At 74.8% G+C, this 15,158-nt stretch carries 17 protein-coding genes; 12 read left to right on the top strand and 5 right to left on the bottom strand.

What is annotated here, in order from left to right:
- The first annotated feature begins 363 nt into the window (after positions 1 to 363).
- From L7D48_RS15300 to L7D48_RS15255, 10 genes are all read left to right on the top strand, one after another.
- A complete protein-coding gene (locus L7D48_RS15300) occupies positions 364 to 738 on the top strand; it encodes an RNA-binding S4 domain-containing protein (protein WP_237879992.1) in 375 nt (124 codons plus the stop codon).
- Between the two features lie 362 nt (positions 739 to 1,100).
- A complete protein-coding gene (locus L7D48_RS15295) occupies positions 1,101 to 3,659 on the top strand; it encodes a nitrate- and nitrite sensing domain-containing protein (RefSeq protein ID WP_237879991.1) in 2,559 nt (852 codons plus the stop codon).
- Positions 3,656 to 4,090, top strand: a complete 435-nt coding sequence (locus tag L7D48_RS15290) for a roadblock/LC7 domain-containing protein (protein ID WP_206350738.1) — start codon at positions 3,656 to 3,658, stop codon at positions 4,088 to 4,090. Before L7D48_RS15295 ends, L7D48_RS15290 begins: the two co-directional genes overlap by 4 nt.
- On the top strand, positions 4,087 to 4,479 hold the full coding sequence (locus L7D48_RS15285) for a DUF742 domain-containing protein (protein ID WP_237879990.1): 393 nt from the start codon (positions 4,087 to 4,089) through the stop codon (positions 4,477 to 4,479). Before L7D48_RS15290 ends, L7D48_RS15285 begins: the two co-directional genes overlap by 4 nt.
- Complete coding sequence (locus L7D48_RS15280; RefSeq protein ID WP_237879989.1) at positions 4,460 to 5,053, top strand: ATP/GTP-binding protein; 594 nt, start codon at positions 4,460 to 4,462, stop codon at positions 5,051 to 5,053. The genes L7D48_RS15285 and L7D48_RS15280 overlap by 20 nt, the downstream gene beginning before the upstream one ends.
- 119 nt (positions 5,054 to 5,172) lie before the next feature.
- The gene (locus tag L7D48_RS15275) at positions 5,173 to 6,300 is read left to right on the top strand and encodes an FAD-dependent oxidoreductase (protein ID WP_237879988.1); all 1,128 of its coding nucleotides are present in this window, start codon (positions 5,173 to 5,175) and stop codon (positions 6,298 to 6,300) included.
- Positions 6,301 to 6,418: 118 nt separating this feature from the next.
- Positions 6,419 to 7,324, top strand: a complete 906-nt coding sequence (locus tag L7D48_RS15270) for a LysR family transcriptional regulator (protein WP_237879987.1) — start codon at positions 6,419 to 6,421, stop codon at positions 7,322 to 7,324.
- A gap of 124 nt (positions 7,325 to 7,448) precedes the next feature.
- Positions 7,449 to 8,054 (top strand): cysteine dioxygenase family protein, encoded by a 606-nt coding sequence (locus L7D48_RS15265; RefSeq protein ID WP_237879986.1) that lies wholly within the window; start codon positions 7,449 to 7,451, stop codon positions 8,052 to 8,054.
- Entirely contained in the window at positions 8,054 to 9,178 is a 1,125-nt protein-coding gene (locus L7D48_RS15260) for a YeiH family protein (RefSeq protein ID WP_237879985.1), read from the top strand. Before L7D48_RS15265 ends, L7D48_RS15260 begins: the two co-directional genes overlap by 1 nt.
- A gap of 97 nt (positions 9,179 to 9,275) precedes the next feature.
- The gene (locus L7D48_RS15255; RefSeq protein WP_237879984.1) at positions 9,276 to 9,767 is read left to right on the top strand and encodes a general stress protein; all 492 of its coding nucleotides are present in this window, start codon (positions 9,276 to 9,278) and stop codon (positions 9,765 to 9,767) included.
- Here the strand turns inward: L7D48_RS15255 and L7D48_RS15250 are convergent.
- The 3 genes from L7D48_RS15250 to L7D48_RS15240 form a co-directional block, all read right to left on the bottom strand.
- Complete coding sequence (locus L7D48_RS15250) at positions 9,694 to 10,464, bottom strand: membrane protein insertase YidC (RefSeq protein WP_237879983.1); 771 nt, start codon at positions 10,462 to 10,464, stop codon at positions 9,694 to 9,696. The two genes, L7D48_RS15255 and L7D48_RS15250, sit on opposite strands and share 74 nt — an antisense overlap.
- Positions 10,465 to 10,569: 105 nt before the next feature.
- Entirely contained in the window at positions 10,570 to 10,836 is a 267-nt protein-coding gene (locus tag L7D48_RS15245; RefSeq protein ID WP_237879994.1) for a DUF6412 domain-containing protein, read from the bottom strand.
- Positions 10,837 to 11,011: 175 nt separating this feature from the next.
- Positions 11,012 to 11,626 (bottom strand): TIGR03086 family metal-binding protein, encoded by a 615-nt coding sequence (locus L7D48_RS15240; protein ID WP_237879982.1) that lies wholly within the window; start codon positions 11,624 to 11,626, stop codon positions 11,012 to 11,014.
- A gap of 306 nt (positions 11,627 to 11,932) precedes the next feature.
- Here L7D48_RS15240 and L7D48_RS15235 point away from each other — a divergent pair, with 306 nt between their 5' ends.
- A complete protein-coding gene (locus tag L7D48_RS15235; protein ID WP_177213962.1) occupies positions 11,933 to 12,103 on the top strand; it encodes a hypothetical protein in 171 nt (56 codons plus the stop codon).
- Between the two features lie 59 nt (positions 12,104 to 12,162).
- Here L7D48_RS15235 and L7D48_RS15230 read toward each other — a convergent pair whose 3' ends face one another.
- Entirely contained in the window at positions 12,163 to 12,528 is a 366-nt protein-coding gene (locus L7D48_RS15230; protein WP_237879981.1) for a hypothetical protein, read from the bottom strand.
- Positions 12,529 to 12,898: 370 nt separating this feature from the next.
- Between L7D48_RS15230 and L7D48_RS15225 the strand changes: the two genes are divergently transcribed.
- A complete protein-coding gene (locus L7D48_RS15225) occupies positions 12,899 to 14,266 on the top strand; it encodes a hypothetical protein (protein ID WP_237879980.1) in 1,368 nt (455 codons plus the stop codon).
- 54 nt (positions 14,267 to 14,320) lie between these two features.
- On the opposite strand, the gene L7D48_RS15220 is transcribed toward L7D48_RS15225, so the two are convergent.
- A complete protein-coding gene (locus L7D48_RS15220; RefSeq protein WP_237879993.1) occupies positions 14,321 to 15,046 on the bottom strand; it encodes an ABC transporter permease in 726 nt (241 codons plus the stop codon).
- Positions 15,047 to 15,158 lie beyond the last annotated feature (112 nt).

Here is a 15,158-nt window from a genome sequence, read left to right as displayed (position 1 = left end):
CGTCTCCCCTTCGGCCCGGTCGGCGGCCCCGGCCGCCCCGGCCCCGGCGACCAGCGCCAGTGCGGCGGCCGCCGCTGCGGCTGCGACGGTGCCTCTTCTGCGTCTCTGCACGTTCCCGGCTCCTGACGTGGACGATCCGACGGAGCGCTCCCCCGCGGTACGGCCCACCACTTGATGGGAGCGCTCCCATGCTCGCTGCCAGACCTTCCTCCCGTCAGCGCCGCCCGTCAAGACCTCCCACCGGGGTTTTCCGCGGCGCCCGCACGGCCCGCACGCCCCCACGGGGGCCGTCATTGCGGAGGCGAAGGGCGAAGGGGCCGGTCCGGCCCCCGCCGGGCGGCGCACTCCTCTAGAGTCGGGGGCATGGCTGCAGACGAGGGGAGCGTGCGGATCGACAGCTGGATCTGGTCCGTCCGGCTCACCAAGACACGTTCGACGGCCGCCGCCGCCTGCCGGGGAGGCCACGTCCGCATCAACGGCGACCGGGTGAAGCCCTCCCATCCGGTGCGCCCCGGCGACGAGGTGCGGCTGCGCCACCTGGGCCGCGACCGGATCGTCGTCGTCACGCGCCTGGTGCGCAAGCGGGTCGGCGCCGCGGTCGCGGCGGATTGCTTCGTCGACAACAGCCCGCCCCCGCCCCCGCGCGAGTACGCCGCCCCGGTGGCCCGGCGCGACCGCGGCGCCGGCCGCCCGACCAAGCGGGAGCGGCGCGAGACGGAGCGGCTGCGCGGCCGCTGATCCCCGCCGGCGCGCGATTCGGGGTGGCCGTACACCGTCGGCGTGCGGCCACCCCGGTTCGCGGCGGGAAACCCCGCGACCGTCCATGCCCGGGGGCGTGGACGGTCGCGGTGGTCCCGCCGCCCGGAGCCGGCCGCCCGCCACCGCTCCCGCGCCTTCGTCCAGTTTTCAACCATTTGGCCGACGCCGCCGTACGGGGGCCGCGGCGAGGCGGGGACGGGAGCCCGGCCGGACACGCTGTCAGGTGATGCGGGGTACGCCCTCAGCTGTTTTCTTTTGACACTGCGTATGACTAACATCGCTCCGTCCTTCGCCGCTCTCACCAGCGGCGACCCGTCACCGTGAACCACTGCTGGGGAGAGATGGCACTGCGCACCCGTGTGCCGAGACGGCAGGGTCGGCCGACGAGCAAAACGTTCCGTCTGAGTTCACTGCGCCCGAAGTCGATCCGGGCGGCCCTGCTCGCCCTGGCCGTCGTGCCCAGCCTCGCCATGATCGCCCTGTGGGGTGTGAGCACCGGCCAGTGGGCGCGGGAGTGGGAGGTCCAGAAAGACGAGAAGACCCTCGCCGCCCGCGCCGGCACCCCGGCCAACGCCGTCTACTTCAACCTCCAGGAGGAGCGGCGCCTGAGCGCCGAGATGCTGGCCGGGCCCGACGGTCCGACCCGCACCGCCCTGCGCGAGCAGCGTGCCCGGACGGACGAGGCCCTGCGCGCCTTCCGCTCGCTGTCCGGCATCGACGCCTCCAACGCGCCCGAGGACCTGCGGGAGATCGTCGAGCTGACCCGCTCGGACATGCTCCGCATCGACCGCATCCGCCAGAGCGTGGACAACGGGGTGGCGAGCCAGGCCGACGTCTTCCGCTACTTCACCGAGCTGATCGCCGTCGACCTGCGCCTGTTCGAGACCCTGAGCCGTTCGGAGAACAGCGAGGTGACGGCCCGCGCCAGGGTCCTGATCGACCTGTTCTGGGCCAAGGAGATGCTCTCCCGCGAGGACGCCCTGCTCGCCCGCGGCTGGGACTCCGGCCGGCTCACCAACAGTGAGCACTCCAGCCTGACCGAGTGGATCGGCGCCCAGCAGTTCCTGCTGGAGAGCCGGATCGCGCCCCACCTGCCACACGAGGACCTCCTGCTCTACCGCCAGATGACCACCAACAGCCACTGGCTGGGCAAGGCCGAGACGGAGCGGGTGCTGCTGGGGGCGCACTCCCACAACGGGGAGTCCGGTGTGCCCCTGCCCGACTCCGAGGCCGAGTGGCGCAGGTCGGTGGACGCGCTCACCCCGCAGTTCCAGAAGCTGATCATGAACCGGACCATCGACATCAACCAGGTCGGTGACGAGGCGGTGGCGGCCCTGGAGCGCCGTATGACGGTCGTCGCCGCCATCAGCCTGGCGGCGGTCCTCCTGATCGTCACGCTCAGCCTGCGGATCGCGGGCGGCCTGCGACGGCGTATCACCTCTCTGCGTCAGGACGCCCTGGAGCTGGAGAGGAAGCTGCCGGAGGTCGTCGAGCGGCTGCGCCGCGGCGAGACGGTCGACACCGAGGCCGAGGTGCCCCGGGTCGGTCATGAGAACGACGAGCTGGGCCGGCTGGGCCAGGCGCTCAACCTCGCGGGCCGCAGCGCCGTCGAGACCGCCGTACGGGAGGTCGAGCAGCACCGCGGCTTCGAGCGCCTGCTCCAGCGCATCGCCCGCCGCACCCAGCTGCTCATCGGCCTCCAGATGAAGAAGCTCGACGAGATGGAGCGCCGCCACGAGGACCCGGAGGTGCTGGAGGGCCTGTTCGACCTCGACCATCTGACGGCCCGTCTGCGCCGCTACGAGGAGAACCTAGTCATCCTCGGCGGCGGCCAGCCGCAGCGGCGCTGGCGCAAGCCGGTGAAGGTGCTGGACGTGCTGCGCGCCGCGCTGGGCGAGGTGCAGGACTACCGCCGCATCCAGGTCGAGGTCGAGGGCCGGCCCTGGCTGACCGGCCGCGCCGTGGGACCGGTGGTGCACGTGCTGGCCGAGTTGATGGAGAACGCCGCCGCGTTCTCCAAGCCGCCCACCCCGGTGGAGGTGCGGGCCGGCATGGTCGGGCGGGGCCTGGTCGTGGAGATCGAGGACCGCGGCCTGGGCATGGAGCCGGACGAGTACGAGCGGGTCAACCGGCTCATCGCCGACCCGCCCCGCGCCGACATGCTCTCCCGTGCCGATGACGTCCGGCTGGGCCTGTACGTGGTCGCGCGGCTCGCCTCCGGCCTGGGCCTGGGGGTCGAGTTCCGGCCGTCGGTGTTCGGCGGCACCCGGGTGATCGTCCACGTCCCCGAGGAACTCGTCGCGGACAGGCCCGCCGACGACGCTCCCCGAAGGACCCCCGCGCGCCGGGAGGCGGCCGCCGGGAGCGGGAGCGCAGGCGGCCGGGAGAACGTGCCGTCCGACGACGGACCACCCGCGCCGCTGCCCGTGCGGTCCCGCGGCCGGGCGATGTCCGCGGTCGTCCCCGCCCCGGCGGACCCGCCGTCCGCCGAGGGGACCGGGACCGCCCGGGGCGCCGGGACCGCCGGGGGGACCAAGGACGCCGAGGAGGCCCGGCACGACGGCACCGGCGCGGCCGGTGACGCGGAGAAGGACGCGGGCAGGGGCGCGGAGGAGGCCGCGGAGCACCCCGCCGACACGGCGGACAAGCCGCTGCCCAAACGGGTCCGCCAGGCCAGCCTCGCCCCCGAGCTGCGCAAGCCGGCCGTCCGGAAGGCTCCCGCCCCGGACGAGGACACGCTCACCCTGCGCCCGGAGCCCGCCCGTTCCGGCGCGGCCATCGGCGCCTTCCAGCGGCAGTCCCGCATCGCCAGGCAGCGGACCGCCGACCCCGACGCCCCCTCCACGACCGGCGGCAGCACGCCGGGTCAGAGCCGACCCAAGACGGAAGACCGAACATGACACAGCGAACCACCGCCACCAACCAAGACCTGGACTGGCTGCTGGACGGTCTGGTCGAGCAGGTGCCGGGCACCCGGCACGCCATCGTCCTGTCGGACGACGGGCTGGTGATAAGCCAGTCGGGCACCATCGAGCGCACCGCCGCCGAGCGGCTGGCGGCCGTGGCCACCGGCCAGCAGAGCCTGGCCCGCGGTGTCGACGAACTGTTCGACGGCGGTCCGGTGCAGCAGGTCATCGTGGAGCTGGCCAATCTGTGGCTGTTCATCACCGCGGCCGGCAAGGGCACCCATCTGGCCGTCGTCGCCTCCCAGGACGTGGACGCGGAGGTGATGGCCGTGGCCATGCACACCCTCGTCCAGCAGGTCGGCCAGAAGCTCGGCACCGAGACCCGGTCCGACGCCTCGGCCTCCGGCGGGGGTGGACGTGGGTGAACCACTGGACGGACAGCCTGGAGTCCGACGGCGGGGAAGAGGACTCACTGGTCCGGCCGTACACCATCACCCGCGGCCGCACCGCTCCGCGGCGCGACGACCTCACCCTGATCACGGTGGTGACGACGGTCGGGCCCGAGGAGGGCCGGCCCGCCGGGCGGCGGCTGGAGCCGGAGCACCGGGCCATCGTCGAGCAGTGCCGCGAGCCGGCCGCGGTGGCGGAGATCGCCGCTGAGCTGGACCTGCCCGTGTCGGTGACGAAGATCCTGATCGGCGATCTCGTGGAGCTCGGCGCGGTGACGACCCGTCCGCCCCTGGCGGCCGAGAGAAGTGGTGGACTTGACGTTGAAATTCTTCAGGCGGTGAGGGATGGGCTCCAGAGACTCTGACGCTACGACGGGCCCCCTGGCCGTCAAGATCCTCGTCGCCGGGGGTTTCGGAGTGGGCAAGACCACGATGGTGGGGGCGGTCAGCGAGGTGGCCCCCCTGCGCACCGAGGAGTACCTGACCGAGGCCAGCGTCGGGGTGGACGACACCGGCGGTCTCGCGGAGAAGAACACCACCACGGTGGCGCTCGACTTCGGCCGGATCACCGTCAACCCGGAACTGGTGGTCTACCTCTTCGGCACCCCGGGCCAGGAGCGCTTCTGGTTCATGTGGAACGACCTGGTCAACGGCGCCCTGGGCGCGGTCGTCCTGGTCGACACCCGGCGGCTGGACGTCAGCTTCGCCTCCATCGACTTCTTCGAGAGCCGGGGCATCCCCTTCGTGGTGGGTGTCAACTGCTTCCACGGCCGCTGCGACCGCACCGAGCAGGAGGTGCGCGACGCCCTCGACCTCGATCCGGGCGTCCCGCTGCTGATGGGGGACGTACGGCGGCCGGAGGCCGGCCGCGATCTGCTGGTGGCCCTGATCGACCTGCTGATGGCCCGGTCCGCGCCGGTCCGCGAACCGGCCGGCTGACCGGCGGCGAAGGCCGCCGCCCCTCCCGTCCGCCTTCATCCGCTCGCCGGCGCGCTCCGGCGCCCGGCGCGTGCCCCCGGCATGCCCTTCACCCGGCGCGCCCTTCCCGAAAGGAACCCATGTCCCCGGCCCGTACCGTTCTCATCGTCGGAGGCGGGATCTGCGGCAACGCCCTGGCCGTCCTGCTGCGCCGCGCAGGCATCGGAGTCGATCTGGTCGAGGTCTCCCCCGACTGGAGCGTCCAGGGCTCCGGCATCACCCTCCAGGGCAACGCCCTGCGGGTGCTGCGCGAGGTGGGCGTGTGGGAGGAGGTCGGCCGGGAGGGCTTCGGTTTCGACACCCTCGGGCTGATCGCGCCCGACGGCACCGTGCTGCACGTCGCCGAGGACATCCGCACCGGCGGTCCCGGACTCCCCGCCACTGTCGGCATACGCCGCCCAGACCTCCAGCGCGTCCTGACCGGCGCCGTACGCGCGGCCGGGGTCCGCGTCCGGCTCGGCTGCGCGGTGGAGTCCCTGGAGCAGGACGGCGACGGGGTGGACGTCCGCCTCACCGACGGCACGGCCGGGCGCTACGACCTGGTGGTGGCCGCCGACGGGCTGGGCTCCCCCACCCGTGCCATGGCCGGGATCGAGGACCGGCCCGAGCCCACCGGGATGGGCATCTGGCGTGTCACCGCGCCCCGCCCGCGGAGTGTGGAGCGCACCGACCTGGCCTACGGCGGTCCCGCCTACATCGCGGGCTACTGCCCCACCGGCGAGGACACCCTCTACGCCTATCTGGTCGAGCCCGCGCGGGAGCGGGCCGAGCTGTCCCCGTCCTCGTACGCCGCCGAGATGCGTGCCCTGGCCTCGGGCTACGGCGGCGCCTGGGAGGAGATCCGCGCCTCCATCACCGAGGACCGCGCGGTCAACTACACCTGGTTCCACCGGCTTCTGGTCGAGGGTCCGTGGCACCGCGGCCGGGTCGTGCTGGCCGGGGACGCGGCCCACGCCTGTCCTCCCACCCTCGCCCAGGGGGCGGCGATGTCCCTGGAGGACGCCCTCGTCCTCGCCGAGCTGCTCACCGGCGGCGCCGACTGGGACGAGAGGACGCTGGCCGCCTACCGGGAGCGCCGCATGCCGCGGGTGCGCATGGTCGTGGAGAACTCCGTGCGGCTGGGCGACTGGCTGATGGAGGGGGTGCGGGACGCGGACGTGCCCGGCCTGATCGGCCGGACCATGACGGTGCTCGGCGAACGTCCTTAGCCGGCGCCCTCACGGGTGGCCTCACGGGCGTCCTCACGGTGCACGGCGGGCCGTACGCGCTCCGTCGAAGGCTCGTAACGGTCCCTCGCCAGCTCTAAATTCCGTTTATCGTTCCGGCATGTTCGATTCGCGGCACATCAGGACCTTCCACGAGGTGGTCCGCACCGGTTCGTACTCGGCGGCGGCCCGCTCCCTGGGGTACACACAGCCCGCGATCACCCAGCAGATGAAGGCGCTGGAGCGGACCGTGGGCACTCCGCTCTTCCTGCGGGCCGGCCGCCGGATGCGGCTCACCGAGGCGGGCGAGGCCCTGTCCCGGCACGCCGGCGTGATCCTGGGCAGCATGGAGGCCGCCCAGCGGCAGATGACGGCGCTGACCAGGCTGCGTGCGGGACGGGTGCGGGTGTGCGCGTTCCCCAGCGCCGGGGCCACCCTGGTGCCGGAGGCGCTGGCGCGGCTGGCCGCCGACCACCCCGGGGTGCGCGTCGAGCTCCAGGAGAGCGAGCCGCCGGAGTCGCTGGACCGCGTGGTGCGCGGTGAGTGCGACATCACCCTGGCCTTCACCTATCCCGGGCTGCGCGAGCAGGTGCCCGGGGAACTGGTGGAGATACCGCTGCTGGAGGACCAGCTCACCGTACTGCTGCCCACCGGGCATCCGATGGCGCGGCGGCGGGCGGTACGGCTGGCGGAGCTGGCGGACGAGCGGTGGATCGCCGGGTGCCTGCGCTGCCGCACCAACTTCCTGCACGAGTGCGCCGAACTGGGCTTCGCCCCCGACATCGTCTTCACCACCGACGACAACCTGGTGGTGCAGAGCCTGGTCGCCGAGGGGCTGGGCATCGCCATGATGCCGGGGCTGGTGCTGTCCTTCCTGGTCCACCGGAAGGTCACCGGACGCGCCCTGGACCCGGCCGCCCGGCGGCAGGTCTCGGCGTACGTGCTCCGCGAGCATCTGCGGATACCGGCCACCGCGCTGGTGCTCCAGGAGCTGCGGGCGGTGGCCGCGAACCGCACCGGCTGCTGAGGCCGGCCGCCGGGCGGCCCTCCCCCGCCCCGGCCCGTCCCCGCGCTCTTCCATAAGCGGAATTTTGGGAACCGCGAAGAAACCCTCGTTGGACGTGATGGGAGATCGGCGCGACGCTGCGGACATGGCCGCTTCGCTCTCCTCCACGACACACACCGCCACCCGGCCGGCCGCCCGCGCCGCCGGCCCGCGGGCGACCGACCGCCTCGCCGCCCTCGTCGCGGACATCCGCGCGGCCGTGGGGCGGGGCCTGCCGCCGGACCCGACCGCGCATCTGGTCGGAGAGAAGCTGGCGCCCCACCTGGGCGCCCCCGGACTGCTCACCCCCGGGCAGTGCGAGGGCGACCCCGAGCGCTACCGCCAGCACCTGCTGCACGCCGAGGCCGACGGCAGTTTCTCGGTCGTGGCCCTCGTCTGGCTGCCGGGCCAGCGCACCTCCGTGCACGACCACGTCTCCTGGTGCGTCACCGGAGTCCACCAGGGCGAGGAGCACGAGCGCCGCTACCGGCTGCTGCCCGCCGACTCCCCGGGCGGCCGGGCACGGCTGACCGCCACCGGGGACGTGGTGAACCCGCAGGGCTCGGTGTGCGGTTTCGCGCCCCCCGGCGACATCCACCGGGTCTGGAACGGCGGCTCGGACAAGGCCGTGTCCATCCACGTCTACGGAGCCGACGTCTCCCGGCTGGGCAGCAGCGTCCGCCGGGTCTACGACCTCCCCGCCGACCGCTGATGGCGCTGCTCGGACAGCGTCCGCGGCGGCACACCGGCGAGCACGGCGACGGTTACGGCGGCGAGCACGGCGGCGGCGAGCGCCCCGCGGCGCGTCCGGCAGGGCCGAACCCCCCGCACCGGGACGCGCCGGGCCCGCTGCCCGGTCTCGCCCTCGCCGCGGCCGGCACGGCACTGGCCTGGGCCGTGCACCGGCTGCTGCCGGGCGTGCCGATGCTGACCGCGGCGGTCGTGCTGGGCGTCGCCGCCGCCCACCTCCCGGGGACGGGCCGGTTCGCCTCCGGCTCCGGCCGCCCCGGACTCTCCCTGGCCGGGAAGCGGCTGATGCGCGCCGGTGTGGTGCTGCTGGGTCTGGAACTGAGCCTGGGCGACGTACTGGGCCTGGGCTGGGCGACCGTCGGCATGGTGCTGACGGTGGTGGCCGCGACCTTCTCCGGCACCCTGTGGCTGGGCCGCCGGCTCGGCCTGCGCGGGGACCAGCCACTGCTGGTGGCCACCGGCTACTCGATCTGCGGGGCCTCCGCGATCGGCGCGGTCGGCGAGGCCCGCGGCAGCGACGAGCGGGACACGGCCGCCTCCGTCGCCCTGGTGACCCTGTGCGGCACGCTGGCCATCGTCGTCCTGCCGCTGCTGCACCATCCCCTCGGTCTGGACAGCGCCCAGTTCGGACGCTGGGTCGGCGCCGGGGTGCACGACGTGGGCCAGGTGGTGGCGGCCGCCCAGACCGCGGGCGGGGCGGCGCTGGGCGAGGCGGTGCTGGTGAAGCTGATGCGGGTGCTGCTGCTGGCTCCGCTGGTCGCGGCGGTGGCCGTCTCGGCGGTCCGGCGCGGCCGGGCACCCGGTGACGGGGGGCCCGGCGGCAGGCGCCCCGCGCTGGTTCCGCTGTTCGTGGCCGGGTTCCTGGCGGCGGTGGCCCTGCGCACCACCGGGGCCGTCCCGGCCGGCGCGCTGGAGGCCGCCGCGGCGGTCCGGGAGTTCGTCCTGGCCGCCGCGCTCGTCGGTCTGGGCAGTGCCGTCCACCTGCCCACCCTGGCGCGCACCGGCGTGCGGCTGGCCGTGCTCGGCGCCTGCTCGTGGGTGGTCGTCGCCGGGGTCTCCTACGCGGGCGTGCTGCTCACCGCCTGACGCCCGCGGGCGGCCTTTCGCCCTCCCCGGCGCCCATGAAGGCGCGGCCGCCGGGGAAGGCGGGCCATAACGGACATCCCGACAAGGAGAGTGCGAGATGGCCAGCATCGAACCGAACCCCGTGAACCCGGTCAGCGACGCCTGGAACACGGTGGCCGGCTATTCCTCCTACGAGGAGGCCCAGACCGCCGTGGACCGCCTCTCCGACGAGAGGTTCCCCGTCGAGCACATCGACATCGTCGGCTCCGACCTGCGCCTGGTCGAGCATGTCACCGGGCGGATGACCAAGGGCCGGGCGGCCGCCATGGGGGCCGCCAGCGGCGCCTGGTTCGGCCTCTTCATCGGTCTGCTGGTGGGGCTGTTCACCACCGGCGGGGCCTGGCTCGGGCTGATCCTCGGCGGCATCCTCATCGGTGCGCTGTGGGGGGCGGTCTTCGGGTTCGTCGGCCACGCCGCGACCGGCGGGAGGCGTGACTTCTCCTCCACCCGGTCCCTGGCAGCCGCCCGCTACGACGTCATCGTGCGCGGCGGGCACGCCGACCGGGCGCGGGACATCCTCCAGCGCGAGGGGCTGTCCGGCACGGCGTGACCGTACCGCGTTCGCGGTGCAGCAGTGCCCGCTCCGCCGCCGTCCACGCCGTGGTCGTGGCCAGGTAGATCCCGGCGGCCAGCGGGACGAACGCGGCGGTCACCAGGGTGCCGAAGGAGAGCAGCGGCAGGAGCCTCGCCAGGCCCGGCGCCCCGGGCAGCTCCATCCGGTGCGCCGCCGCGCGCGCCCGCCGGCACGTCCAGGCCGCCACGGCGGCGATCACCGCGAACAGGCCGAGGTACACCAGCCCCTGCGGGCCGAGGACCCCGCCGTCCGCGAGCGCGTCGGCGTAGACGCCGCCCAGCGGGGCCGCTCCCAGCCGGTCCTCCAGCAGCCCGTTGGGTTCGCCGCCCACCCGCTCCGCCGTGAACAGCCGGTACATCACGAAGAAGACCGGCAGCTGCGCCAGCATGGGCAGGCAGCCCGCCGCCGGTGAGACGCCCTCACGGGTGTGCAGTTCCAGCAGGGCGCGCCGCAGCCGCTCGGGATCGGCGGCGTGCCGCTTTCTGAGCTCGGCGGTCTGCGGGGCGAGGCGGGCGCGGGCCTTCTCCGCCCGTGCCCCGGCCCGGGCCAGGGGGTGGAGCAGGGCGCGTACGCCCACGGTGGCCACCACGATCGCGGCGGCGGTCGCGAAGGTGGCGAAGATCGGTTCGAGCGCGCCGGCCAGCAGCGCGAGGAGATGGACGATGACGGACATGGCTGAGCCCTCCCGGGGCCTCGTCGTGCCGGACTGATCGGATGTCGGCGTGACGAGCCGTGCGGGCGCGGCTCCGGCAGGGGATCCGCCGGGGTTCTCCCGCGCCTACCCGGCCGTCGGGAGGGGACGGCCGGGCGCCCGGGGCCGCGGGCGGCCCGAGGCGTCGGGGTCGCGCTGCGGCAGGAAGGCTGTGCGGCGCTCCCGGTCGCGCAGGGCGGTGCGGACACGCGCGGGCGGCGCGGGCCGGGCGCGGCACGCGGCCAGGAGGGCGGCCACGGCGAGCGCCGTGCTCGCGGCGACGGTGGCGGCGAGGGCGGTGACGGCCTCCGCCAGGCCGCCGCCGTGGGCGGGCTGGAGGCCCGTCAGGAGCATCAGCAGCGCCGTCAGCGCCGGTGGGACCAGGAGGGCGAGCGGCCAGAGGGTGGTGCGCAACCGCACCGTACGGGGGGCGCGCATCCGGCCCGAGCGCCTGCCGTACGACACCCGCGCCCCCTCTCCCTCGGTTCGCTCCCCTGCGCCCCCGTCCGCCCGTGGGCCGTCTTCGATGCTAGCCCAGACGCCCCGAAGCGGCCCCGGGGTTCCACGAGGGTTCCCTGCCGCTGAGGCCGACGGCGCGGTCCAGCAGCGGGGAGCCGTCGAGGACCTCGACGACGGGGCCGAACACGCCCGCCCTCTCCGCCTCGTCCGCCGACTGCGACAGCAGGTCGACCGAGACCCGCAGGCTCGCCTCGTCGCAGTCGTAGTCCTGGCCGGTGGCGCGGGCGATGTCCCAGCCGTGGATGAGGAGTTCGTTCAGGGCGACACGCCCGGCCACCGCGGCCGGCAGTGTGACGCCGCCCGCCTGGGTGGTGCCCTCCCACGCCGCCGGCTCCCGCCATGCCGCGACGAGTCCGTCCAGGGCGCGGGGTACGGCGGCGCGCCAGTCGGCGGGCAGCAGCGCGGCCGAGGGCCGGGAGGCGGAGGGGTCGGTCCGGGTGGCAGGCCCCAGGTCCTTGCGAGCGGCGTCCCGGAAGGCGACACTCAGGCCGAGCACATGGTGGATCAGGTCGCCGACGGTGCTCCCCTCGCAGGGGGTCGGCGCGGGGAGCCGCTCGTCCGCGACCCCCTCCAGCACCAGGGCCATACACCGGGCCGGGGGTTCCAGATCGGGCATCTCGGTCATCTCGCGTTCCTTCCTCTCCCGGGTGCGCCGGTTCGCGCGGCGCCGTACGGGCGCGCGTGTGTGGAGACCGACGCGGTGCGGGGAACTCATCGCCGCCGCGGCGGGTGGCGCAGGTCTCCCCGGTCCGGGGCATGACCGGCGCCGCCGCGGGTAGCCGCCCGCTGGTCCGCGGCCGCGGCGGGCGTGCCCGGATCGCGGGCGCGGCGGCGGGCGCGCGACCGGCACGTGAAACGATCTGGGGCGCGGCGAACGGCCGCACCACGGGTCGCTCACGGCACCCGTGACACGAGAGAGAGGATCCGCACCATGGCGACCACCGCGACCCGGACCGAGCACCCGCCGATCTACGAGGGTCTGCTGGAGGAGCTCGGGGACGTACCCACCGAGACGCGCGAGGCGGCCGAGCGAATACTGCGCGAGACCCGTGAGGTCCTGGACTGGAGAGAGCCGGGTGAGGCGCAGCGCCGGCCCGAGTGACCCGGGCCCGCCCGGACCGCTCCCGAGGGACGGAACCAGGGAGCGCCGGGCGCTGTCCGTCAGGCGGTGGCCGGGAGTGGCACCAGGAAGAACTCCCGGCCGTCACGCCCGATCACCCGTACCGGGTTCGAGGGCAGCGCGTCGAAGACGGCCGCCGCCACGGTCTCCGGTGCGTCCTCGGGGGTGATCGGCGGCCCGAGGGCCGCCCGGATCGCCTTCCGGGAGGTGGGCGAGGGGGACTTGCGCCCGGTGGACTCGGCGCACTCGTCGATCTGCTCGTCACTCAGGTCGGGCCCGTGTCCCCTGCGGCGCGCCTCGGCGGCCACCACTGTGGCCAGGGCGGCGCGGTTGTGGTCGCGGCAGACGTCCCCGGGGGTTCCCGCGGGGTGGAAGTGGCGGGCGGTTCCGATCGAGATCGAGGACAACGCGGCCTCCGTGCAGAGCTGGGATCCGTGCGGGGATGGAGGAGGGCCGGGCGGGACTCCCGCTCCGGACGGCCGGGGCGTCCTCCATGGTACGGCCGCGCTCCGGCGGCTCCCGGTTCCCGGGCGCCCGCCCGAGGAGGGAGGGCCCCGGCCGAGACGGGGGAGAACTCGACCGGGGCCGGTTGGGAGGCGGGTGTCCGGAGGGCGGCGCCCGGGGGAAGAGGCGCGTTCGCGTCCACCGGCACCCGCATCTGGTTCAACCGTAAACCACTCTGGGATGTTCCCGCGCACCGGGCCCCGCTCGCGCGCCCGCGCGGACTTTTCCCCGGCGTTCCCGGGTGACCGGACGACGGCTGGGTAGCGGGACACCATGAGGACAAACCGCCCCATCTCTCACATACTCCGGGGGCGGCGGGCGACTCTGCTCTGGGCCGTCCTGCTCGCCCTCGCCACCGCCCTCCTCACCCCCGCGGGCGGCGCCCGGGCGGCCACCGACCTCGACGGGGTCGCCGCCGCGCTGCGGGACGACCCCGTCTACGTCGATCCGGCCGCCTCCGACAAGCTCTCCGCGTCCGAGGCCGACCGCCTCACCGAACAGATCCGGGCCGGCGACGTCCCCGTCTACATCGCCGTCCTGCCCGACGACCCCTCCTACGGGGGCGACGCCGTCTTCGACCGGCTGCGTTCGGAGGTGGGACGCCCCGGCGTGTACGCCGTCGCGCTGGGCTCGCAGTTCGGCGCGGCCTCGGACGCCGGCGTGCTGGCCGGTTCGACCGCCAGTGAGCTGGCCCAGCGCAACCTGCGGGAGCACTCCGGCGAACCGGACCGGATCCTCGGCGGTTTCGTCACCGACGTGCAGTCGGCCGCGCGCACCGACGGCGGCACGGGCGGTTACGGCGACCGGGACACCACCGGCGGCACCGGCGGCACCGGCGTCCTGGTGGGCTTCCTGGCCGTACTGGCGGTGCTCGCGCTCGGCGGCCTGTTCCTGACGCGGCGCTCGCGCAAGCGGCGGCAGGAGGAGGAGCGCGCCGAACTGGAGCAGGTGCGGGCGGCGGTCCAGGAGGACATCACCTCCTACGGCGAGGCCCTGGACCGGCTCGACTTCTCCCCCTCCGCCCCCGGTGTCACCCCGGAGATGCTCGACGACTACCGGCGGGCCCTGGACGCCTACGAGAGAGCCAAGGACGCCTCGGACTCCGCCCGCCGTCCCGGTGACGTACGGGCGGTGTCCGAGGCGCTGGAGGACGGCCGGTTCGCCCTGGCTGTGCTGGACGCCCGGCGGGAGGGGCGGGAGCTGCCCCAGCGGCGGCCGCCGTGCTTCTTCGATCCCCGGCACGGGCCGTCCGTGCGCGATGTGGAGTGGGCGCCCCCGGGCGGCTCGCCCCGCGAGGTACCGGTCTGCGCGGCCGACGCCGCCCGGCTCGACGACGGCCTGGACCCGGCGGTACGGACCGTACCGACGGCGACCGGCGAGCGGGTGCCCTACTGGGACGCGGGCCCGGCCTACGGTCCGTGGATGGGCGGCTACTACGGCGGCTACGGCTCGATGCTGCTGCCGGGCCTGCTCTTCGGAACGGTCCTGGGCAGCAGCATGGGCGGCTGGGGCTACGGCTACGGGCCCGGCTGGGGCTACGGCGGCGAGAACGGCGGGGACTTCGGCGGAGGCTTCGGGGGCGGAGGCGATTTCGGCGGAGGTTTCGGAGGCGGAGGCTTCGGAGGCGGGGGCGACTTCTGAGCCCCCTCCCCTCCCCGTTGCCGGGCGGGCCCGCCTTTCGGGCCCGCCCGGTTCTCACGCCGTGCGGCGGCGGAAGAGCGCCCCGGAGGCCGCGACGGAGACGGCGAGGATCCCGGCGCACCAGGCCAGCGCCTGCCAGGGAGCGCCACCGACCGGCTGTCCCAGCAGCAGCCCCCGCAGCGACTCGATGAGCGGGGTGACGGGCTGGTGCCCGGCGAAGCCGTGGAGCCAGCCCGGCATGGTCTCCACGGGGACGAAGGCGCTGCTCGGGTAGGGCAGGAACAGCACGAGGAAGGTGAAGCCGCTCGCGGCCTCGGGGGACTTCGCGAGCAGGCCGACCGCGGCGGACAGCCAGGACAGGGCCAGCACGTAGGCCGCCAGGAGTCCCGCCGCGGCCGCCCAGCCGGCCGCGGCCGCCTCCGGCCGGAAGCCGATGGCGAAGGCGACGGCGAGCACCACGGCCGTCGCGGCGGCGTTGCGCGCGGCACTGGCCGCCACGTGCCCGGCCAGCACGGAGGCGCCGCCGACGTCCAGGGACCGGAAGCGGTCGATGACGCCCTCGGCCATGTCGCCCGCGACGCCGACGGCCGTCGCCGCGGCCCCGTAGCCGGCGCACAGCACCAGCACTCCGGGGACGACGTAGGTGATGTACCGGGTGCCGGTGTCGATCGCCCCTCCGAAGAAGTAGACGAACACCAGCATCAGCATCACCGGCAGTATCAGCGAGGTGAGCAGGGCGTCGGTGTTGCGCATGGACAGCCGTGTGCAGCGGGCGGCCATGACCAGGCCGTGGGTCAGGGCGCGGGTCAGGGCGCGGGCCGGGGCCCCGGGCGCGGCGGCGCGGGGTGCGGTGAGGTCAGACACGGGCGGGCTCCTTGTGGGCGGCGGGGGT

Origin of the sequence: Streptomyces sp. ICN903 (assembly GCF_022015835.1) — a bacterium.
In the GTDB taxonomy this organism is placed as follows: Bacteria; Actinomycetota; Actinomycetes; order Streptomycetales; family Streptomycetaceae; genus Streptomyces; species Streptomyces fenghuangensis.
The sequence above is the reverse complement of the archived record's forward strand: the minus strand, read 5'-3'. Positions and strand labels throughout refer to the sequence as shown.